This window comes from uncultured Aggregatibacter sp. (assembly GCF_938046485.1).
GTDB lineage: Bacteria > Pseudomonadota > Gammaproteobacteria > Enterobacterales > Pasteurellaceae > Aggregatibacter.
Genome location: NZ_CALIWN010000022.1, coordinates 19,407 through 40,638, shown reverse-complemented (window position 1 = coordinate 40,638; position 21,232 = coordinate 19,407). Strand labels below are relative to the sequence as shown.

General features: G+C 42.7%; 18 protein-coding genes, 1 tRNA gene and 1 pseudogene. 10 read left to right on the top strand and 10 right to left on the bottom strand.

The features are described from left to right. Window positions 1–116 precede the first annotated feature (116 nt). Window positions 117–1,034, top strand: a complete 918-nt coding sequence (locus Q0203_RS02965) for an EamA family transporter (protein WP_297929413.1) — start codon at window positions 117–119, stop codon at window positions 1,032–1,034. 310 nt (window positions 1,035–1,344) lie between these two features. Further along, window positions 1,345–2,646, top strand: coding sequence for an ATP-binding protein (locus Q0203_RS02960; RefSeq protein ID WP_297929411.1), 1,302 nt, complete (start codon window positions 1,345–1,347; stop codon window positions 2,644–2,646). 191 nt (window positions 2,647–2,837) lie between these two features. Here the strand turns inward: Q0203_RS02960 and Q0203_RS02955 are convergent, their stop codons facing one another. Further along, window positions 2,838–3,206, bottom strand: coding sequence for a rhodanese-like domain-containing protein (locus tag Q0203_RS02955; protein WP_297929410.1), 369 nt, complete (start codon window positions 3,204–3,206; stop codon window positions 2,838–2,840). 228 nt (window positions 3,207–3,434) lie between these two features. Further along, complete coding sequence (locus Q0203_RS02950) at window positions 3,435–4,256, bottom strand: D-hexose-6-phosphate mutarotase (protein ID WP_297929408.1); 822 nt, start codon at window positions 4,254–4,256, stop codon at window positions 3,435–3,437. A gap of 70 nt (window positions 4,257–4,326) precedes the next feature. On the opposite strand from Q0203_RS02950, the gene Q0203_RS02945 reads away from it, so the two are divergent. The 4 genes from Q0203_RS02945 (at window position 4,327) to fadD (ending at window position 9,342) form a co-directional block, all read left to right on the top strand. Continuing rightward, window positions 4,327–6,273, top strand: a complete 1,947-nt coding sequence (locus Q0203_RS02945; RefSeq protein WP_297929406.1) for an ATP-dependent DNA helicase — start codon at window positions 4,327–4,329, stop codon at window positions 6,271–6,273. Between the two features lie 2 nt (window positions 6,274–6,275). Further along, complete coding sequence (tsaB, locus tag Q0203_RS02940) at window positions 6,276–6,998, top strand: tRNA (adenosine(37)-N6)-threonylcarbamoyltransferase complex dimerization subunit type 1 TsaB (protein ID WP_297929405.1); 723 nt, start codon at window positions 6,276–6,278, stop codon at window positions 6,996–6,998. Between the two features lie 31 nt (window positions 6,999–7,029). Next, window positions 7,030–7,584, top strand: coding sequence for a Slp family lipoprotein (locus tag Q0203_RS02935; RefSeq protein ID WP_297929403.1), 555 nt, complete (start codon window positions 7,030–7,032; stop codon window positions 7,582–7,584). A 66-nt stretch (window positions 7,585–7,650) separates the two neighbouring features. Further along, window positions 7,651–9,342 carry a long-chain-fatty-acid--CoA ligase FadD gene (gene fadD, locus Q0203_RS02930; protein WP_297929402.1) on the top strand — a complete coding sequence of 564 codons (1,692 nt, stop codon included), beginning with the start codon at window positions 7,651–7,653 and terminating at the stop codon, window positions 9,340–9,342. A gap of 267 nt (window positions 9,343–9,609) precedes the next feature. On the opposite strand, the gene Q0203_RS02925 is transcribed toward fadD, so the two are convergent. Continuing rightward, the gene (locus Q0203_RS02925; RefSeq protein ID WP_297929401.1) at window positions 9,610–10,998 is read right to left on the bottom strand and encodes a cytochrome c peroxidase; all 1,389 of its coding nucleotides are present in this window, start codon (window positions 10,996–10,998) and stop codon (window positions 9,610–9,612) included. 290 nt (window positions 10,999–11,288) lie between these two features. Here Q0203_RS02925 and Q0203_RS02920 point away from each other — a divergent pair. After that, window positions 11,289–11,365 (top strand) — tRNA-Val (locus Q0203_RS02920). A gap of 421 nt (window positions 11,366–11,786) precedes the next feature. On the opposite strand, the gene Q0203_RS02915 is transcribed toward Q0203_RS02920, so the two are convergent. The 4 genes and pseudogenes from Q0203_RS02915 to Q0203_RS02900 all read right to left on the bottom strand — a co-directional run bounded on the left by Q0203_RS02915 (window position 11,787) and on the right by Q0203_RS02900 (window position 14,315). Then, a complete protein-coding gene (locus Q0203_RS02915) occupies window positions 11,787–11,996 on the bottom strand; it encodes a TOBE domain-containing protein (RefSeq protein ID WP_297929399.1) in 210 nt (69 codons plus the stop codon). A gap of 84 nt (window positions 11,997–12,080) precedes the next feature. After that, window positions 12,081–13,157: an ABC transporter substrate-binding protein gene (locus Q0203_RS02910; protein WP_297929397.1), complete on the bottom strand. Its 1,077-nt coding sequence runs from the start codon at window positions 13,155–13,157 to the stop codon at window positions 12,081–12,083. Continuing rightward, window positions 13,127–13,234, bottom strand: a pseudogene (locus tag Q0203_RS02905) (ABC transporter ATP-binding protein); the annotation flags it as partial. The gene Q0203_RS02910 and the pseudogene Q0203_RS02905, both read right to left, overlap by 31 nt. A gap of 94 nt (window positions 13,235–13,328) precedes the next feature. Beyond that, window positions 13,329–14,315 carry an iron ABC transporter permease gene (locus Q0203_RS02900; protein ID WP_297929395.1) on the bottom strand — a complete coding sequence of 329 codons (987 nt, stop codon included), beginning with the start codon at window positions 14,313–14,315 and terminating at the stop codon, window positions 13,329–13,331. Window positions 14,316–14,703: 388 nt separating this feature from the next. Between Q0203_RS02900 and Q0203_RS02895 the strand changes: the two genes are divergently transcribed. After that, window positions 14,704–14,886, top strand: coding sequence for a type II toxin-antitoxin system HicA family toxin (locus Q0203_RS02895; RefSeq protein WP_111277555.1), 183 nt, complete (start codon window positions 14,704–14,706; stop codon window positions 14,884–14,886). A 29-nt stretch (window positions 14,887–14,915) separates the two neighbouring features. Then, window positions 14,916–15,329: a type II toxin-antitoxin system HicB family antitoxin gene (locus tag Q0203_RS02890; protein ID WP_111277557.1), complete on the top strand. Its 414-nt coding sequence runs from the start codon at window positions 14,916–14,918 to the stop codon at window positions 15,327–15,329. A 118-nt stretch (window positions 15,330–15,447) separates the two neighbouring features. Here the strand turns inward: Q0203_RS02890 and Q0203_RS02885 are convergent, their stop codons facing one another. The 3 genes from Q0203_RS02885 to purE all read right to left on the bottom strand — a co-directional run bounded on the left by Q0203_RS02885 (window position 15,448) and on the right by purE (window position 18,451). Beyond that, a complete protein-coding gene (locus tag Q0203_RS02885; RefSeq protein WP_297929394.1) occupies window positions 15,448–16,638 on the bottom strand; it encodes an amino acid aminotransferase in 1,191 nt (396 codons plus the stop codon). A gap of 88 nt (window positions 16,639–16,726) precedes the next feature. Continuing rightward, on the bottom strand, window positions 16,727–17,815 hold the full coding sequence (gene purK / locus Q0203_RS02880; RefSeq protein ID WP_297929392.1) for a 5-(carboxyamino)imidazole ribonucleotide synthase: 1,089 nt from the start codon (window positions 17,813–17,815) through the stop codon (window positions 16,727–16,729). 138 nt (window positions 17,816–17,953) lie between these two features. Continuing rightward, window positions 17,954–18,451 carry a 5-(carboxyamino)imidazole ribonucleotide mutase gene (gene purE / locus Q0203_RS02875; protein WP_297929390.1) on the bottom strand — a complete coding sequence of 166 codons (498 nt, stop codon included), beginning with the start codon at window positions 18,449–18,451 and terminating at the stop codon, window positions 17,954–17,956. A 152-nt stretch (window positions 18,452–18,603) separates the two neighbouring features. On the opposite strand from purE, the gene pepN reads away from it, so the two are divergent. Continuing rightward, window positions 18,604–21,213: an aminopeptidase N gene (gene pepN / locus Q0203_RS02870; protein ID WP_297929388.1), complete on the top strand. Its 2,610-nt coding sequence runs from the start codon at window positions 18,604–18,606 to the stop codon at window positions 21,211–21,213. The last annotated feature ends 19 nt before the right edge of the window (window positions 21,214–21,232 follow it).

The window sequence follows — 21,232 nt, the reverse complement described above, 5'->3', positions numbered from 1 at the left end:
TACCAAAATTAATGTAAATTTTGAGAAATTATCTCATTATTCCCGATTAATTGAAATGGGTTATTTAGCGCTTTAAGTATAATTTCCCTAAAATCAACTAAGGGTGGAGGAGAGCAATGCAAACGGTATCCAAAGGTGTGTGGCTGTGTATTTTTTCGCAAAGTTTATTTGGCATTATGTATTTATTCAGCGCATGGATGTTGCCGTTAAATGGTACGGATGTTTTTGTTTTGCGCATGATCGGATCATTATTTGCCATATTGGCGATCTTATTACCCATAATGGGCTTATCCGGTTTGAAAACCTTTATTCGCAACGAATTAGGCTCAAGCTGGAAACGCTGGTTAACCTTTTTAATGGGTAGCGCCTTGGCAGGTAGTCAGTTTTGGTTATTTATGTGGGCGCCGGTGAATGGCGAAGGCGTGAATGTGGCGGTGGGCTACTTTTTATTTCCCTTAGTGATGGCATTCGGCGGTTATTTATGGTTTAAAGAACGCTTAACCTTATTACAAAAAATGGCGTTATTTTTAGCCGCACTGGGTGTTGCTCATGAGTTGTGGACGACACAAACCTTCTCTTGGACCAGCCTATGGGTCTGCTTGGGTTATCCACCGTATTATTTAAGCCGTCGCGCCATGAAAACACCGGCGTTGCAAGGATTGACGCTAGATATTATTTTTATTTCGATTCCCTGCTTTATTTATTTGGCGTTTCAGCCGAATGTGACAGATTTACTGGTTAGTGATTCGCGCTATTGGTTGTTCGTGCCATTATTGGGATTAATTAGCGCCGTTTCCGTGACTGCCAATCTAAAATCCGGTCTATTGTTGCCGGTGAGTTTATTTTCCATGATGAGCTATCTTGAACCAAGCCTGCTTTTTTTATTCGCCATTTGGTTCTTACACACACCGGTGAATGAATCCGCCTATTTAACCTATTTTTTCATTTGGAGCGGATTGCTGTTGTTAATGTTAAACAGCCTCTACCATTGGCATTTTTCCTCCCACAAGACGTTACATACAAAAACCGTCTAAAGCAATTAATCATCTCTTCTGTAGCGTGCAACGTGTTGCACGAAATTGTGAATGCCTGAAAGGGTTAAATAACGTTCCGTGCGTGGGTTGATCGTGCATCAAGATGCACGTTACGAGAGGGCAAATATTACACTAGCGTATGGTTTTTATAACCAGACTTTGGCTGGCGATAATCAAAAAATTTCCATTGAAGAAATGTTAACTTATTACAGTTTTACATTGGAAAAAGTGTTTCAAGTATAGATTTTTCGTTAGAAAAAATGTTTAAAACTCGCTATAATCTATTCAATTCATCACGTTGAGAAACATTATGCAGCGAAAAATTATTCAATCCTTAGAAAAATGGAAGCACAAAACCAACCGCAAGCCATTGATTATTCAAGGGGCAAGGCAGGTTGGTAAAACTTGGGCGATGAAACACTTTGGCGAGGCATCCTTTGAGAAAGTGGCGTATATCAACTTTGATAATAACCCTCGCATGAAAACGTTATTTTCTAGCGACTATGATATTGAGCGCTTGATTCTTGGTTTGAAAATTGAAAGCGGCGTTGATATTCAAACGGAAAATACCCTGATTATTTTTGATGAAGTGCAAGAAGTCCCGCAAGCACTGTCATCACTGAAATACTTTTATGAAAATGCACCGCAGTTTTATATTGTCGCAGCAGGTTCATTACTGGGAGTATCGTTACATCATCAAGCGTCATTTCCTGTCGGCAAGGTGGATTTTCTACCGCTTTATCCCATGGATTTTCACGAATTTCTAACCGCACTTGGCAAACAAGATTTGGTGAAATTGCTTGAACTGAAGGACTGGTCGCTGATTACAGCTATGAAAACCACTTATATTGATTTGCTCCGCTTATATTATTTTGTCGGCGGTATGCCGGAAGCGGTAAAGGTATTTGTTGACACGCAAAATGTTAATGAGGTTCGCCAAGTGCAGCGCAACTTATTGATGGCGTATGAGCAAGATTTTTCCAAACACATTTCAGATGGCAACACGGTGCAAAAAGTGAGGTCAATTTGGGCTTCCATTCCTGAACAGCTTGCCAAAGAAAATAAAAAGTTCATCTATTCGCAACTCCAAAAAGGGGCACGGAGCAAAGATTATGAAATTGCGTTGCAATGGCTAAAAGACAGCGGTTTGGTGCATCCTGTACCTCGCGTGAAAAAACCACATTTGCCTCTTTCCGCCTATCAAGATAATGCCTTTAAATTGTATGGCTTAGATGTGGGGTTGCTTGCCGCACAAAGTCATTTGGATGCCAGCGTACTGCTAGAGGGTAGCCGTATCTTCAGCGAATTTAAAGGCGCATTAACCGAACAATACGTCCTGCAACAGCTGATTGCTACACAAGACAATCCAGTGTTTTATTGGGCAACTGAAAAAGGTACGGCAGAGGTCGATTTTATTGTGCAACGTAAGCAAGCTGTGATTCCGATTGAAGTTAAAGCGGAAGAAAATTTGAAAGCGAAAAGTTTAAAAGTGTATGTAGAACAATTTCAGCCCGAACAGGCAATCCGCTTTTCCATGGCGGATTATAGAGAGCAGGATTGGATGGTAAATGTGCCATTGTATAATATTGAATCTATCTTAGACGAAAATTAAGGGAGATATTATAATTGATAATACATTTATTGCAGTTGGCATACCATCTTATTATCCTAGTAAGGATTTTCCTAATAAAATAGTTAATGACATATGTTTTGAGCCTCTTGATTAAACAAATATACTTATAAAAAATCCCCTAAATACTCCAGTGAGAAATTTAGGGGATTGTTATTTTAAATAAGGCGTGCTTATTTCATGCCTTTCTTAACCAAATCTTCATAACCACCATGGTTGGTAACGTTGGTGTAACCTGCTTTTTTCAGTGCGTTTAACGCCACTTCTGCACGGCGACCGCTGCGGCAGTAGAGGTTGATAGGTGCATCTTTATCCGGGCTAACGGCTTGGATGCGGTCAAGGATTTGCTCGTGCGGAATGTTAATCGCATTTTGTAAATGGCCTGCATTAAATTCTTCGGCGGAGCGAACATCGATCCAAACGCCTTTTGTGTTTGCTTGCTGCGCCATTGCTTTTTCTGTTTCTGACATAGAAGCTGCAGAGGCAGCTAAGGGCGCTGTCATCGCAGCAGCGAAAACGACCGCAGTCATTAATTTTTTCATGATTTAATCTCCTTTTATATGGATGGTTATGTGTTTTGAATCGCCCATTATGTTACTCACAAACACGGCAGTAATAAATGGCAAAGTAGGTTAAAAATAAAACATTTTACGAATTGCTTTGATAGGGAGCTAAGGAGATTTAAGGGAATTTAGCCAAAGCTCAAGCGATCAGATGTTGAGTGTTGAAAAACATCTAAAAATCTGACCGCACTTTGATCTATTTTAGAACTATTTCACACTCAATCTCACCGCCACGGTTTCGCCAGCCTCAAGGTAGCGATGGATTCGCGCGGTTTCTACGCATACCATGGTTTGATAGCCGTTTTCAGCCATGCTACTTGTGGCTTTGTGCCATGGGTTCCATAACACCACATCGCTGGCATTTTGATGTGTCACGAATAGAGTACGTTGGTTGGCTTGGTCGTGAATTTCCGTTGGCTGTTGTGGCGCGGTATAAATGCAATCCACGTTTTCATTGATGGAGCGTGGTGAAGGCACGGTTTCCTGTGATTTAGTGAGAGAGTTAAAACAGGTTGTTGGCAGGTTGGCGATACTCGTGTTGGCGATGTTGCCAATCTTGAAATAACTGTGCAGTGCCAGTTGCACGTTTTCCATGCCGGTTTCACCGCAGTGAGTAAAGCGTAGATCGCAATGTTCGGTGAACAGCATTTCAATTTTAGCCAAGATGATGTTGTGTTTGGAAAACAACGAAAAAACCAACCGCACTTTGTCGTTGCTAATCTCATAGTCGCTTAGTTGCCACAGGCTGGTGCGAGCGAAGCCATGCGCCGGCGTGCCGGCATTATTAAACCATGGATAGCAAATCGGGATGCCGCCACGAATTGCTGTGCCGGCTTTAAACGGTTCGATGTCACTTAACCACAATACGTCTTGTTTGCTGTGCGCCGGTTGCCAGCTGAATAAATGCGCCCCTTGTAAGGCGATTTTTGCGGTGCCGACGGCGTGGCGTAAATGTAAAACGGGAATTTCGTTATACGCATATAAACTCAATTCCGGTGTGATTTGTTGTTGTAATTGAATGTTCATCATCTTGTCCTTGTTGATTCAGAAAGAGGGGAAATCTGCTATACTGTGCTGACTTTTTAACAGGTGAAAAATAATGGCGTATTCAAAACAAATTAGCAAGGCATTTTCCCCAGATGGTGCATTGAGCGCCCATATCAAGGGCTTTCGTCCCCGCGCAGAACAGCTTGACATGGCGACGGCGGTGGGCAATGCCATTGAACTGCAAGAGGCGTTAGTGGTGGAAGCCGGTACGGGTACGGGCAAAACCTTTGCGTATTTGGCGCCGGCGTTATTGGCGAAAAAGAAAACCATCATTTCCACCGGTTCCAAAAATTTACAGGATCAGCTGTTTAATCGTGACCTGCCAGCCATTCAAAAAGCCCTCGGGTACAGCGGCAAAATTGCCTTGCTCAAAGGGCGTGCCAATTATTTATGTTTAGAGCGTTTGGAACAGGTGATTGCGCAAGGGGTACTGGGTGATCGCAGTGTGCTGCACGATTTATCCAAAGTGCGCAAATGGCGCAACGCCACGAAGACCGGCGATTTGTCCGAATGTATTGAAATTGCCGAAGACAGCCCGATTTTGCCTCAGCTCACCAGCACGGCAGAAAGTTGTTTGGGGAGTGATTGCCCCAATTATGCGGATTGTTTTGTGGCATTGGCGCGTAAAAAAGCGTTGAATGCGGATTTGGTGGTGGTTAATCATCACTTATTTTTTGCCGACATGGCAGTGAAAGAAAACGGCTTCGGTGAATTGATCCCAAATGCAGAAGTGATTGTGTTTGATGAAGCGCACCAACTGCCTGATATCGCCAGCCAATATTTCGGTCAATCGGTGACATCCCGCCAACTTTTTGATTTATGTAAAGACATTCAAATTACCTATCGCACTGAAGTAAAAGACATGAAACAGCTTGGTGTGGCGGCGGATCAGCTGTTAAAAATCGTACAGGATTTTCGTTTAATGTTGGGTGAAGGCAATTTGCGCGGCAACTGGCGGCAAATGCTACAACAAAGTGCGGTCAAAAAAGCCTTTGATTTTTTACTGGAAAAACTGAATTTTACTGCCGAAGTGGTGAAATTGGGCTTAGGGCGTTCACAAACGCTGGACAGCATTTTTGAGCGCATTGCGCAGTTACAAAATTTACTTAAACGCCTGACGGAAACAGAAATCACCGGGTATTGCTATTGGTTTGAGTGTATCGGTCGCCAGTTTGGGCTGCATATTACCCCGCTCACCGTGGCGGATAAGTTTGGTGAGCAAATGGCGAAACAAAAATGCGCCTGGATTTTCACTTCTGCCACCTTGGAAGTGGGCGGCACTTTTGCCCATTTTTGCCAGCGTTTAGGTATTCAAGATGCGGAGCAGAAAATTCTGCCGAGCCCTTTTAATTATGCAGAGCAATCCTTGCTTTGCGTGCCGCGTTATCTGCCGGCGACCAATCACAACAGTACGTTCACCCAATTAGGCAAAATGTTACTGCCGATTATCGAAGCCAACCAAGGCCGTTGTTTTGTGCTTTGCACGTCTTATGCCATGATGCGTAGCCTGGCGGACTATTTTCGTGAAAACAGTGAACTGACGATTTTATTGCAGGGCGAAACGGCGAAAACCACGTTGTTGGAACAATTTATTTCGCAATCGCACAGCGTGCTGGTGGCAACTTCCAGTTTTTGGGAGGGCGTGGACGTGCGGGGCGATGCCTTGTCGCTGGTGATTATCGATAAATTGCCCTTTACTGCACCTGATGAGCCATTATTGAAAGCACGCATTGAAGATTGCCGTTTGCAGGGCGGCGATCCATTTAACGATATTCAGATTCCCGAAGCGGTGATTACCTTGAAGCAGGGCGTAGGGCGGTTAATTCGTGATGTGACTGATCGCGGTGCTGTGATTATTTGCGATAACCGTTTGGTGATGCGCCCTTATGGAGAAACCTTTTTGCGCAGTTTGCCGAATTTTAAACGTACGCGGGATTTGCACAAAGTGGTACAATTCTTAACAACGTTAAAGACAGACGATAACAACGAATCTATATAACCATGAAAAATGTCACATTATTAGCTTTAGATACCGCAACAGAGGCTTGTTCTGTTGCTTTGTTACGCGGCGGTGAAAAAACACATTTAGCGCAATTTGCACAGCGTGAACACACCAAACATATTTTGCCGATGGTGGATGAAATTTTGGCCCAATCGGGCATTACTCTACATCAAGTGGATGCCCTGGTTTTCGGCCGTGGCCCGGGCAGTTTTACCGGTGTGCGTATTGGTGCTGGCATTGCGCAAGGCCTAGCCTTTGGGGCAGCGTTGCCGGTGATTCCGGTGTCGAATTTGGCCGCCATGGCACAAGCTGCTTATGTGCAATATCAGGCGGAAAATGTGTTGACGGCCATTGATGCCCGTATGAATGAAGTGTATTTCGCCGAATGGCAGGCGCAAAAAGTGCGGTCAGATTTCGGTGAGTTTTTAGATTGGCAGCCGATGATTGCCGAGCAGGTTTGTAGCCCGTCAAAAGTCATTGAGCAAGTCGCTCAACAACATCATGAAAATGCCGTTTTAGCAGGAACCGGCTGGGCGGCTTATCCTGAGTTAAAAGAAGCGAATCTTGGTAAAGTGACAGAGATCACCTTGCCTTCCGCTTTATATATGCTGGATTTGGCATTGCCAAAATGGTTTGCCGGCGAGACCATTAGCCCGTTGGAGATTGAGCCGATTTACTTACGCAATGAAGTGACGTGGAAGAAATTGCCGGGGCGAGAATAGATTTTAATCACCTTTTGAGAGGAGCATTAAAATGACCAAAAAAATAGGGTTAATATTGACCGCACTTTCTCTTGTTTTAAGCGGTTGTGTGTCGGCGCCGCAAGGGTTAGAGCCAAAACAATTTGATGCGTTAAATTTAAATAACATCCAACCGCAAGATTATGACTGCCGTTGTGTGAAAGTACGTCTGGGCGGCAAAGTGATTTCCGCTACCGCATTAAAAAATCAGACAAAAGTGGAAGTGTTGAACCAAACGGTCGCGTATTTCTCCGCAAAACCGATGATTGATAGCCACAGCAATGGGCGATTTATTGCCTACTTAAACGGCTTTGTGGACCCAGAAAACTTAAAAGATCAATATATTACTGTTGCCGGTGTATTAAGCGGCAAAGAGCCGGGCAAAATTGATCAAGCAGATTACAGCTATCCGGTGGTGCAGGCGCATCAATATCGTCTTTGGAAGTTAGTACAAGAATATTATTACGATCCGGACGACATGTATGATTACGGGCCGTTTTATCCATACGGTTGGGGCGCACCGAGATTCATGTGGGCTGAACCACGTCTTCGCTATAATTTGTATTAAGTTTAGGCGGAATGTTAGAATTCCGCCTCATTTCATAAAAATAAAGAAAAAAGATTAGGCATCACTATGACTAAACCTTGGTTTCAAAATTATCCGGAAGGTTCTGAGCGTGAATTGGATACGTCAGAATACGATTCGATTTTAGATATGTTTGATAAAGCGATTCGCGAACATCCCGACCGTGCCGCTTATATTAATATGGGACAAGTGTTAACGTTTCGTAAATTGGAAGAACGCAGTCGTGCTTTTGCGGCCTATTTGCAAAATGAATTGAAGTTGGAGCGTGGTGAGCGTGTGGCATTAATGATGCCGAATTTGTTGCAATATCCAATCGCCTTGTTTGGTATTTTACGCGCCGGCCTTGTGGTGGTAAATGTGAACCCGCTTTACACACCACGTGAGTTGGAACACCAACTTCAAGACAGTGGTGCTAAAGCCATTGTGGTGGTGTCTAACTTTGCTTCTACCTTAGAAAAAATCGTTTTTAACACCTCCGTGAAACACGTTATTTTGACCCGTATGGGCGATCAGTTGTCTTTCGGTAAACGCACATTAGTGAACTTCGTGGTGAAATACGTGAAGAAACTCGTGCCAAAATATAAGTTGCCAAATGCGGTCACGTTCCGTGAAGTGTTGAGTGTCGGTAAATATCGTCAATATGTGCGTCCGCAAATAGAACGCAATGATTTGGCCTTTTTGCAATACACAGGTGGTACGACGGGAGTAGCAAAAGGCGCGATGTTGTCGCACGGCAATATTATCGTGAATGTGTTCCAAGCCAAGTGGATTGCCTATCCTTTTGTGGGCGATCGTAGTCGTGAGCGATTAGCCATTTTGGCCTTGCCTCTGTATCATGTTTTTGCTCTCACCGTGAACTGCTTGTTGTTTATTGAATTAGGGGTGACTGCCGTATTAATTACGAACCCGCGTGATATTCCGGGTTTTGTAAAAGAACTGAAAAAATATCCGTTTGTGGCGATTACCGGCGTAAATACCTTGTTTAACGCCTTGTTAAACAATGACGAGTTGAAGAACGTGAATTTCTCTGCCTTAAAACTTTCCGTAGGCGGCGGCATGGCGATTCACCAATCCGTTGCCACTCGTTGGCATGAATTGACCGGTTGTAACATTATTGAAGGTTACGGCATGACGGAATGCTCTCCGCTAATTGCGGCATGCCCGGTGAATGTGGTGAAGCATAACGGCAGTATTGGTGTGCCGGTCCCGAACACCGATATTCGAATTGTGAAAGAAGACGGCTCTGAAGCGGCTCTCGGTGAAGCAGGGGAGTTGTGGGTGAAAGGCGAACAGGTGATGCAAGGGTATTGGCAACGCCCGGAAGCCACCGCAGAAGTGATCAAAGACGGTTGGATGGCAACCGGTGATATTGTGATCATGGATGAAAGTTACAGTTTGCGCATTGTGGATCGCAAAAAAGACATGATTTTGGTGTCCGGTTTTAACGTGTATCCGAATGAAATCGAAGATGTGGCGATGTTAAACAATAAAGTGGCTGAAGTCGCGGCAATCGGTGTGCCAAATGACGTGTCAGGGGAAACCATCAAACTCTTCGTTGTGAAGAAAGAGGACAGTTTAACCCGTGATGAGTTGCGACAACATTGCCGCAAATATTTAACCGGCTATAAAATTCCAAAAGACATTGAGTTCCGTGAGGAATTGCCGAAAACCAACGTGGGCAAAATTTTACGTCGTGTTTTACGTGATGAAGAAATTGCGAAACGAGCGACAACGGCCTAAGTTATTTTATTAATCAATGCGAGAGAGAATGTCGCTTTACAGCACATTCTCTCCTTTATTTCTATGACATATCAAATAAAAGAATGTAACAGTTCGTAGCGTGCATCTTGATGCACGACCAAATTACGCACGGAACGTTATTTAACGCTTTCAGGCATTCATGATTTCGTGCAACAAGTTGCACGCTACGATTCTAAAAAAGTGCGGTGAATTTTTACGACGTTTAAAAACGTGTTGAAAATCCACCGCACTTTTTATTGATGGTGATTATTGCAATTTCTTACCTTCAAACTCACCATTGAGACTTTCTAAGAAAGACGTAATGTCATCAATGTCTTGTTGTTGCGGTTTCGCCACATTGCTTTGATATTTCAGCATGATACGAACAGCTTCTTTCAAGTCTTTTGCAGAGGCATCATGCATATAAGGCGCAGTTAATGCGATATTACGCAATGACGGCACTTTAAAGCGATGCATATCATATGGATCCTTGGTTTGTGCGAAACGACCTTGATCGGCTTCCGTGATTGGTGTGCCGCGATCTTTGAAGTAATCGCCGTAAATACCCATGTATTCGTAAGATTGTCCGCCCATATTCACACCGGTATGGCAGGTGTCGCATTTATGTTTCTTAAACAATTCATAGCCTTTTAATTGCTGTTCATTTAATGCGGTTTTATCGCCTTTTAAGTAGCGGTCAAAATCGCTATTTGGGGTGATCAGGGTTTTTTCATATTCACCGATAGCGTGGGTTAATGTCGCTTGGCTCACTTCAGGATACACTTTCAAGAATTCTTTTTGGAATTCTTCATCCTGTTTAAATTTCGCTACGATGTCATCCCATGAATGGCTGCCCATTTCGACCGGATTAATTGGTGGTCCTCCCGCTTGTGCAGCAAGATCGATTGCGCGACCATCCCAGAATTGAACAAAGTTAAATGCGGCATTAAATACGGTTGGCGCATTGATACCCCCTTTTTTACCGTCAATACCGGTGGAGACATCTAAGCGGTCAACCCCACCTTTGTCAAGCTGGTGACAGCTGTGGCATTGAACGGTGCTATCTGCAGAGAGTCGGTCATCCATAAAGAGTTTGCGACCAAGTTCTACTTTGGCAGGATCGGTCATAATAGCATCGGGAATTGGTTGGATCAGATTGTGGGGATTGGCGCCTTGCGTATTTGCCGGCAAAAAGGCCTTTCGTTGCTCACGAATCCAATTTAATAACGTGGTTTTCTCACTGTCATCAGGGCGACTTCCCCAGTGGATATGGCGGAATTTAGCTACCGGCATTTCGTTATTTTCAATCACACGTTCAAGTTTTGCTAAATCCACTTCAGATAATTTACTCGGATCTTTTAAGCCATCCAGTAATTTATTTAATAAAAAGACGCGTTTACCTGATTCAATATCATGGCTTAAGATAGCATCTGCGAAGGGAAGGTTAGCGTAGAAAGGCAAATCAGCATTCGAGGTATGACAATACTGGCAACCATTATCAAACAAAATTTTGGCAACCTTCTGTTGTTCGGCAGAGTAATTACCCTCAGCAAGTAATTTTTCTGACTGTCCTTTATCATATTGATGGATATATCCAACAACGCCTAAGTAACCAGTAATCGCAATGACGGCGGCTTTAAGTGCAAATTTTTTCATCCTTTGTGCTCCAATGTTAGAAAAGTAAAAACAGCAGCGCGATTTTGACGAAAAAAGAAATCTAAATATATGATTTAAATCAATAAAAATGATTTGAAAAAACGATGGATGAAATTGATTACATTAATCAAAAAGAGGTATTTTATGAAATGACTTGTTATTGAAGCATGGTAAACCCAAACACCAAAAGGAAAATTCCGTTTTTTTGTATATTTTTTTTGCATTCAGTCAACAAATACGATAAAAAGCTTGTGTTAATACAAAAAGCTAGATATTATCGCACGCAATTTGCGACCGTAGCTCAGTTGGTTAGAGCACCACCTTGACATGGTGGGGGTCACTGGTTCGAGTCCAGCCGGTCGCACCATCTTTTCCTTTCATAAAGTATCATAAAGTTCCATTCATCATATAAAATCAAATACTTATAGCCTTTTTGTTTGTCTTATTGTCTCGTAGAGTTTCATAGAGTATCATTCAATTTCATGATTTTAGTATTACATTTAGCATCATAACTTCAGTTTTTCTGCGTTTGTAATACCAAAAATACGTTCGTATTACGGATCTAAGATATAGCGATTCTAGAATCGTAGCGTGCAACTTGTTGCACGAAATCGTGAATATTAAATAACGTTCCGTGCGTGGTTTGGTCGTGCATCAAGATGCACGCTACGCACGAGATCTTGAATTACGCATAGCCTATGATTTTTATAGTCTGGCTTTGACTGGCTATAAATAAAAAACAACCGCACTTTTTCAAGTACGGTTGTTTTATCTTTCATTAAGATAAATTATTCTACACCAACCATCACGGAAGTGGCTTTGATAATTGCGTAAGCGTCTTTGCCTACCGCTAAACCTAATTCTTTTACCGCTTCAAGAGAAATGGTAGAAGAAATCACGTTGCCGCCACCAATATCAAGGTGAACGATTGCGTTCACAGAACCGCTTTCGATTGAAATAACTTTACCTTTTAATTGATTTCTTGCACTGATTTTCATAGAAATGTCCTTGTGTTGATACCTAAAAAGTAGGCGGATGAAAAAGAGAGTACGTTTTATCGATAATGGCGATAAGAACCAATACTACTTAAGAGGTGATAGCCTTTTTAAGATTTGCTCAGCGTTTTCTTTACTTAACACATAACCGTAATATTTTTTGTAAAACGCCTGTGTTTTTTCTACCATATCAACGTCTTGGAATTTTTCCGGATGGAATAATTGTGCCGCCCACAAAATTTGTAAAGCTTCTTCCGCACTATAGCGATCCCATGGGAAAGTCCCCGTCGGGTTCGCATAAATACGATTATTTTTGACCGCACTGATGGATTGCCAAGTTGGATCAGATTTGATTTTCTGAATGGCGGCTTGAGATTTATTGCCGCTGCTGCCGATGATAATTACATCCGGGTTGGCTTCCACAATGGACTCCATGGTGACAGTCACCATGTTGGCTTGATCCGGTAACACGCTTTTACCGCCGGCTAAACGAATCCATTCACCAATCATGGATTTGCCACCGTCAATCTTAAGTAAATCAGCGCCGCTAGTGATGTGCAATACAGTTGGACGTTTTTCTTCTTTCACGTCTTTAATGCGGGATTCGACGAATTGAATGTTGCCTTCAAGTTCTTTGATGTAACTTTTCGCGATTTCAGGGGCTTTGTCTCCTAAAACCTCGGCAGTGATGCTCACCGTTTTCTTTAATCCCTCAAAATCTTGAAAACTCACACGCACGCCTTTTAAGCCGGCTTGGTTTACTTCAGTTAGCATGGATTTTTTAGACAACAACACTGCATCCGGTTTTTGTGACAACAATTCTTCCACTTGAATCGTTTCGCCGTTAGTTAGTACCGGAACGTTTTTAATGTTTGGATACACTTCAGCGAACCAAGGATTCGCCGCAATAGCGGTGGTCGTTGCAACTAATTTGTCGGCCCCACCTAATAACAACACGATTTGGTTATTGGCATGCCAAAGGTCGGCGACACATTCCACGCGATCAGCGATTTCCACTTGGTTACCATCCACGTCGGTGACGATTTTCGCTTGCGCGGAAAATGCCAACAAAGTAGCAGCAAAAAGTGCGGTAAGTTTTAGGGAAGTTTTTTCAGGGTCATAAATACGTCCTCTTAAATATGCGTAATGGCACAGATTTTGCATCCTAATTCAGGCACCTCAATTAAACGCAAATCTGTTTGGTAAAGTTCTCGCAGATTGTCTTCTGTGAGAATGTCTTTCACCTGCATTCAGCGTTAAGTCCACACCATTTAATAACGGAATATGAGGCTGATGTTGAAAATAAAGTTGGTTGATTTTTAACATATCGGCTCCTTATTCCGCGACTTTTTGCTTCACTAACACCCAAGCAAAAAACGGCGCACCGATAAAGCCTGTGAGAATGCCGAGTGGAACTTCTTGGGTATATAAATTGCGTGCTAAGGTATCGATAATGAGCAAGAATAAGGCACTGATCAGTGCAGACAGCGGAAGGGTGCGAAGGTTATTGTCGCCGATAAACATACGCGCCAAATGCGGAATAATGAGGCCAATCCAACCAATCGTACCGCTTAAACAGACCGCAGAGGCGGTAAGCAAAGTGGCAAAAATCACCATCGGATTACGTTCCAAACGAATATTGGCACCGATTAATTTTGCTTCCCGATCACCCAATGACAACACGTTAATACGCCAGCGCATCATGAGTAAACCACCGGTAGTAAACAAAATAATCGGGGAGAGCATGCTCAAGTTTTTATAATCTACTTTGGTCAGGCTCCCCATTTGCCAATACACAATGTCGGCAAGTTGGGTTTCCGGGTCGGCGAGATATTTAATTAAACCAAGGCAGGCCATCATAAAGCCGGAAATGATAATTCCGGAAAGCACAAGAATAATCGTGGAATCGCGCTGCACAAGCTTCGGCAGGCTCATGGTCATCAACACGGCAATTAAACCGCCCACAAATGCAAATCCCTGAATGGCAAACAACCCGAAACCGAGTAGAATCGCAATGGCTGCGCCAATACAAGCACCACTGGATACACCTAACAGATCAGGCGACACCAACGGATTGCGGAAAATCCCCTGAAAGGTTGCACCCGCCACCGCAAGCGCAGAGCCCACTAAAATAGCAGCAAGAATGCGTGGCAAGCGCAGATTGAAAATGATGTTGTTTTGTACGTCACTGGTGTTATTGCCCATTAGGCTTTGCACTACGTTTTCAATCGGAATAGCAAAGCGTCCCCAAGACAAGGAAAACAAGGCAAGGCTAAAAAGCAATAAAATAAGCAAGATAAAAATCAGCGTGTTTTTATTCATGAGAAAAGCGCGGTTAGTTTTTAATGTGGTTCATTATATATGAAATTATATATATCTTTGTAATTTGTTTTATATAACGAAATTAAGGGAGTAGACAAAACGAGTAGGAAACTGACCGCAATTTAAAGAATTATAGGTGTAGATGAGTAGTATCAATATTAACAAAGTTTCGGTTGAGTTTGGCGATTGGGTGACGCCACGTTATGATGGGGAGTATCCGCGTATTTCAGCGGGATTTGCTAAACTGAAACTCGATACATTATTTGCTGAAATATCGCTCCCAGCCAATAATCGATGAAGTAGAGGTATGATAACCATAAAATAATTGACTATAATTTAATTGTAGGTATAATAACCACATAATCAAACAGCATGGGAGCAAATCAATGTGGATAGTCGAAAAATAATTAAGATGATTGAAGCGGATGGTTGGATTTTTCACCATGCTACAGGAAGCCACTATCACTTTACTCATCCGATAAAGAAAGGGATTGTGACCGTTCCACATCCTAAAAAGGATTTAAAGAAAGGGACGGAAAATTCAATATTAAAACAAGCAAGGCTAAAATAGTCCTGTTATTAAAACAAAGAGGAAAGATTATGTTATATCCAATCGCAATTGAGCCAGGTGACGAAACTCACGCATTTGGTGTGATCGTGCCGGATATTCCTGGCTGTTTTTCTGCCGGTGATACGCTTGAAGAAGCTTACGCCAATGCAAAAGAAGCCATTGCCGGGCATTTAGAATTATTGGTTGAAATGGGCGAGGAAGTGCCTTTACCAACATCAATGGAAAATCATCGTAACAACCCTGATTTTACTAATTACGGTATGTTTTTTGGTGTGGTTGATGTGGATATTACGCATTTGTTGGGTAAGTCTGAAAAAATCAACATCACAATGCCGGCTTATTTAATTAAGCGTATTGATGATTTTGTTTCAACGCACCGTGAATATAAAAACCGTAGCAGTTTTTTAGCCAAAATCGCAGCAGATAAGATCTTATCTGCGTAATTTATTCTAACCCTTGGTAAGCGCCTATTTCAAGGGTTGGATTTATCCAAGGCTCGTAACCTTAACAAAAAACGGCATCTATTTCGATGCCGTTTTCTTTTTAAAGTGCGGTTAAAAATTACAACACTTTGACAATGCTTTCGCAGAGGTAACGAATATTGTCTTCGGTAATACCGGCAACGTTGATACGGCCTGAGCGCACGGCATAAATGGCAAATTCTTCTTTCAAGCGGTCAACTTGTTCTGCGGTCAAGCCACTGAAAGAGAACATACCGTTTTGGTTGATGATGAAGCTAAAGTCTTGCTGCGCACCGTATTCTTTAAGCAACTCAACAAAACGGTGGCGCATTTTTTTGATGCGGTCGCGCATTTCGGTAAGCTCGTTTTCCCAGTCTTGGCGTAATTTTGCATCATTTAATACCAATGCAACGGTATTTGCCCCGTGAGAAGACGGGTTGGAGTAGAGGGTACGGATAATGACTTTCACTTGAGTTAATGCTGTCGCCGCAATATCCGAATTTTCTGCCACGACAGTGAATGCACCAACACGCTCGTTATATAAACCGAAGTTTTTAGAGAAAGAGCTTGCCACTAAAAGTTCTTTGTGGTTTTTAGCAAAGGCGCGTAAACCGTAAGCATCTTCTTCTAAGCCATGAGCAAAGCCTTGGTAAGCGAAGTCGAATAATGGCAACCAGCCTTTTTGTGCAGACATTTCAGCCAGTTTGTCCCATTGCTCCGGTGTCGGGTCGATACCGGTCGGGTTGTGGCAGCAACCGTGAAGTAAAACCACATCGCCTTCGCCGGCTTGGCTTAAATCGGCAATCAAGTTGTCCCAGTCTAAGGCTTTACGTTCGGCATCGTAGTAACGGTATTCGCGAATGTTGATGCCTACCGCTTTGAAAATTGCATTGTGGTTTGGCCAGGTTGGCGTGCTGATCCACACATTTTGGCTGTTAGTTTGGCGTTTAACGAACTCTGCAGCAATGCGGAGCGCGCCGGTGCCACCTAAACTTTGAGCGGTTCTGGCACGGTTATTTTTTACGATATCGGAATTCGCACCGAATAATAATTCTTTGGTACGTGCGTTAAAATCAGCAACACCATCAATCGGCAAATAGTTTTTGGTATTTTCTTGTTCTAATAAACGTCTTTCTGCTTCTTTTACCGCTTTAACAATCGGGGTATTGCCTTTGGCGTCTTTATAGACACCGATGCCTAAATTAATCTTGTTACTGCGGGTTTCGGATTTAAATGCTTCGCCTAAACCTAAAATTGGATCCGCCGGTGCGGGAGTAATCTTTTCAAACATAGTGTTATCCTCGGATGGTGGGTGAAAATTGTTTTAGTTATACTGCTCGGTGTTCTTTTTGACAAGCAATATGTTTCAAATATGTTAACTATATCAACTTATTTTTTGTCCATTGCAAACCGGATTGATAATCTTCCGGCAATTCCGCTGCTAATTTGTCCAATTGCGTGATAATCACCTGTTTATCCGGATGGGAAAGGTTAATGTGTCCCACTTTACGCCCCGGGCGAACTTCTTTGCCATACCAGTGTAATTGTGCAAAGGCGGTGTTTAACCATTGCGGGTTGTGCTCAGTACCAATCAAATTGATCATCACGCTTGGCGCAGAGACCTTTAATTGCGGCGTAGGCAAATCCAATAATGCGCGTAAATGCAATTCAAATTGACTCACAGCGCAGCCAAGTTGTGTCCAGTGTCCGCTGTTGTGTACGCGTGGTGCAAGCTCATTAATTAAAAGCTGATCGCCCACCACAAAACATTCCATTGCCATCACGCCCACATAATTCAGTTCATTCATGATTTTGCTTAACATCATTTCAGCTTGCTGTTGCTGTGCGCTTTGTTGTGGGAAAGTGGCATCCATGACACTGTAACGTAATATGCCATTTTGCTGTAAATTGTGAGTGACCGGATAAAAACGAGTCTCGCCGTTACGGAAACGGGCGCCCACGAGAGACACTTCGTAATCAAAGGGAATGAATTTTTCAGCAATGGTTTCCCCAAACAAGTCTTCAGTAATTTGTGCTTTGTTTTCATCAGACACAATCCACTGCCCACGACCGTCATAACCGCCCATACGGCGTTTAACAACGACTTTCTCACCGATATCTTGAAATACTTCGTCCCATTGTGATGGTTCTTTCAATAGACACCAAGGCGAGGTTGGAAGATGTAATTTATCTAATAAGGATTTTTGGCTTAAGCGATCAGCTAATTGTGCGAAGACTTTTTGATTGACGAAATTGGCGTGATTGCCGAGGAGCGTGGTCAGAGGTGTTTTTTCCCAGCGTTCGATTTCTGCGGTAATAATGTCATTCGGTGACAACTCAAACACCGGCGCATCAAAAGGCAGCGGTTGAACGTGAATATCTAAAGGCGCACCGGCATAGCGTAACATTCTGCCGAGTTGTCCATTGCCAAGAACATAAATGGTTGTGTAGAGGGCTGATTTTTGCATAGTTTTCTCATTGATTTTTAGGGATGCACAAACGTTCATGCTTGCGTTATCTTCAGTGATTCATTAAAAAACACGGGAAAAAATGACCGCACTTTTAATATTTGTCTGTTTAAAGTGCGGTGGAAATTTTAGCTGTTTTTAAATTCGAGGATCCGGATTGTCCAATACGCTTTGTGTTTGTGCCTGTCTGAACTGATGCAAGCGTTGCGCTAATTCTACATTATTCATCGCCAAAATTTGTGCAGCTAATAAGCCTGCGTTTGCCGCACCGGCCGGCCCGATGGCTAAGGTGCCGACAGGAATCCCTTTGGGCATTTGCACAATGGAATAGAGGCTATCGACACCACTTAAAATTGAGCTTTTCACCGGTACGCCAAGCACGGGTACGATGGTTTTGGCAGCAATCATGCCCGGCAAATGTGCTGCACCGCCGGCGCCGGCAATAATCACTTCATAACCGTTTTGTTGTGCGTTTTCGGCAAACTGGAAGAGTTTGTCAGGCGTACGATGTGCCGAAACAATTTCGACGTGATAAGGAACATGTAATTGATCGAGGATTTGCGTAGCTTCTTGCATGGTTGCCCAATCACTTTTGGACCCCATCACAATGGCAATTTTAGGAGATGTTAAAGACATTTTTGCCTCATTCTTGGAGATAAAAAACGGCGCTAGAATAGCATAATGCGCAAACGTTTGCGATAACTTTGCCAAAGAAAATCCATTTGCAACTTAATGCTAAAAATCATATCCTTAACGGCACTTTTTAGCCCTTAGAATTAGGTTGTTTTATGCTCGCTAAAGCCAAATATAGAAAAGATTATCAAACCCCCGATTTCACGGTAACCGATATCCATCTCGATTTTCAATTAGAACCGGAAAAGACCGTGGTGGTTGCCACAAGCCAATATCAACGTCTTAATCCAAACAGCACTACCTTGCGCCTAGATGGACAGGATTTTCAATTTTCTTCCATTAAATTAAATGGAACACCTTTTACACAATATCAACAAGATCCGGAAAGTTTGACGCTAAATCTTGAGCAAATCGATGCAAATCAGTTTGAACTAGAAATCACGACGATTTTAAATCCAGCAGCCAATACATCACTACAAGGTTTGTATCAATCCGGTGACGCTTTTTGTACACAATGTGAAGCGGAGGGCTTTCGTCAAATTACCTACATGCTAGATCGACCGGATGTCTTAGCACGTTACACTACGAAAATTACCGCCGATAAAGCGAAATACCCATTTTTACTTTCTAACGGCAATCGCATTAACAGCGGCGATTTAGAGGATGGTCGCCATTGGGTTGAATGGCATGATCCGTTCCCGAAACCAAGCTATTTATTTGCGTTAGTGGCAGGCGATTTTGATGTTTTGAAAGATCAATTCATTACTAAAACGGGCCGTGAAGTCGCATTGGAATTGTATGTGAATCGTGGCAATTTAGATCGCGCAGATTGGGCAATGCAAAGTTTAAAACGTGCCATGAAATGGGATGAAGAACGTTTTGATTTAGAATATGACCTCGACATTTACATGATTGTTGCGGTGGACTTCTTCAACATGGGTGCCATGGAAAATAAAGGGCTCAATATTTTTAACGACAAATATGTGTTGGCAAATCCACAAACGGCAACAGATGACGACTATTTAGCCATTGAAAGTGTAATTGCGCACGAATATTTCCACAACTGGACGGGGAATCGAGTCACTTGCCGTGATTGGTTTCAATTGAGTCTAAAAGAAGGTTTAACGGTCTTCCGTGATCAGGAATTTTCCTCTGACACCGGTTCTCGCCCGGTAAATCGCATTAATAACGTGAAGTTTTTGCGTACCGTACAATTTGCTGAAGACGCAGGACCGATGGCACACCCGATTCGCCCGGAAAAAGTGATTGAAATGAATAACTTCTATACGGTTACCGTGTATGAAAAAGGCGCGGAAGTGATTCGTATGTTGCATACCTTATTGGGCGAAGAAGGCTTTCAAAAGGGCATGAAGTTATATATTGCGGAAAACGATGGCAAAGCGGCAACCTGTGAAGACTTTGTGTCTGCCATGGAGCGCGCCAATAATTTGGATTTAGCCCAGTTCCGCCGCTGGTACAGTCAATCAGGCACACCGGAGTTAACTATCAGTGATCGTTACGATGAAAAAAATCACGTTTATCAATTGCAGGTTTCTCAATTAACGCCACCAACGGCAGATCAAATGGAAAAAGTGAATTTACACATTCCGTTGAAAATTGCGTTGTATGATGAAAAAGGTGCGACACAAACCCTTTATGATGCCAATGGTGTTGTGGATAATGTGTTAAACATTACTCAAAAAGACCAAACCTTTGAATTTCATAATCTTTACACTAAGCCGATTCCAGCCTTGTTATGCGATTTCTCTGCACCGGTGAAATTGGATTATGATTATTCCTCTTCACAACTGATTACCTTGCTAAAATGTGCTGAAAATGGTTTTATTCGTTGGGATGCAGCGCAAATGTTACTGGCTTCTGAGTTACGACGTAACGTCTCTCACTATCAACAAGGCCAACCGCTAGAATTATCGGCGGAAACGGCAGCCGTGTTTTATCAAGTTTTAGATAATTATCAAAAAGATATTGAGTTAACCAGTTTGATTCTCACGTTGCCGAAAGCGACAGAGTTTGCGGAATTATTTAAAACCATTGATCCGGATGCCATCAGCGCTGCCAGGGAGTTTATGGCTGTCGCAATTGCAGACAGCTTACAAGAGGTATTGTTAAGAACTTACAACGCCATTCGTTTGGATGAATACAAAATCAATCGGGAAGACATTGCTTTACGCAAACTACGTAATGTCTGCTTAAGCTATTTAGCCTATACCAATATTGGCAATAATCTGGTGAACAAACATTACACCTATTCCAATAACATGACCGACACACTCGCCGCCTTAACTTCTGCGACACAAGCGAAATTGGCTTGTCGAGATGGGTTATTAGCAGATTTTGAGCAAAAATGGCAGCATGACGGTTTAGTGATGGACAAATGGTTTGCTTTACAAGCGACGCGTCCGGAAGAAAATGTATTACAAAACGTGATGCAGTTGATGGATCATCCAAGCTTTAATTTTAATAACCCGAACCGTGTGCGTTCTCTCATTGGTGCCTTTGCGGGGCAGAATCTAAAAGCGTTCCATGCCATTGACGGTTCAGGCTACCGTTTCTTAACGGATATTTTAATTAAACTGAACAAAAGCAACCCGCAAGTGGCTTCTCGGTTAATTGAGCCGTTAATTCGTTTTGCACGTTATGATGCGCAACGCCAAACCTTGATGAAACGTGCGCTAGAACGCATTAGTGAGACAGAAGATTTATCTCGCGATTTGTTTGAGAAAATCGAAAAAGCGTTACAGTAAACACGAAAAGTGCGGTTAA

Coding starts and splice junctions, on each gene's coding strand:
- Q0203_RS02965 (WP_297929413.1), top strand. CDS start 117: ATGCAAACGGTATCCAAAGGTGTGTGGCTGTGTATTTTTTCGCAAAGT.
- Q0203_RS02960 (WP_297929411.1), top strand. CDS start 1,345: ATGCAGCGAAAAATTATTCAATCCTTAGAAAAATGGAAGCACAAAACC.
- Q0203_RS02955 (WP_297929410.1), bottom strand. CDS start 3,206: ATGAAAAAATTAATGACTGCGGTCGTTTTCGCTGCTGCGATGACAGCG.
- Q0203_RS02950 (WP_297929408.1), bottom strand. CDS start 4,256: ATGATGAACATTCAATTACAACAACAAATCACACCGGAATTGAGTTTA.
- Q0203_RS02945 (WP_297929406.1), top strand. CDS start 4,327: ATGGCGTATTCAAAACAAATTAGCAAGGCATTTTCCCCAGATGGTGCA.
- tsaB (WP_297929405.1), top strand. CDS start 6,276: ATGAAAAATGTCACATTATTAGCTTTAGATACCGCAACAGAGGCTTGT.
- Q0203_RS02935 (WP_297929403.1), top strand. CDS start 7,030: ATGACCAAAAAAATAGGGTTAATATTGACCGCACTTTCTCTTGTTTTA.
- fadD (WP_297929402.1), top strand. CDS start 7,651: ATGACTAAACCTTGGTTTCAAAATTATCCGGAAGGTTCTGAGCGTGAA.
- Q0203_RS02925 (WP_297929401.1), bottom strand. CDS start 10,998: ATGAAAAAATTTGCACTTAAAGCCGCCGTCATTGCGATTACTGGTTAC.
- Q0203_RS02915 (WP_297929399.1), bottom strand. CDS start 11,996: ATGAAAATCAGTGCAAGAAATCAATTAAAAGGTAAAGTTATTTCAATC.
- Q0203_RS02910 (WP_297929397.1), bottom strand. CDS start 13,157: ATGCAAAATCTGTGCCATTACGCATATTTAAGAGGACGTATTTATGAC.
- Q0203_RS02900 (WP_297929395.1), bottom strand. CDS start 14,315: ATGAATAAAAACACGCTGATTTTTATCTTGCTTATTTTATTGCTTTTT.
- Q0203_RS02890 (WP_111277557.1), top strand. CDS start 14,916: ATGTTATATCCAATCGCAATTGAGCCAGGTGACGAAACTCACGCATTT.
- Q0203_RS02885 (WP_297929394.1), bottom strand. CDS start 16,638: ATGTTTGAAAAGATTACTCCCGCACCGGCGGATCCAATTTTAGGTTTA.
- purK (WP_297929392.1), bottom strand. CDS start 17,815: ATGCAAAAATCAGCCCTCTACACAACCATTTATGTTCTTGGCAATGGA.
- purE (WP_297929390.1), bottom strand. CDS start 18,451: ATGTCTTTAACATCTCCTAAAATTGCCATTGTGATGGGGTCCAAAAGT.
- pepN (WP_297929388.1), top strand. CDS start 18,604: ATGCTCGCTAAAGCCAAATATAGAAAAGATTATCAAACCCCCGATTTC.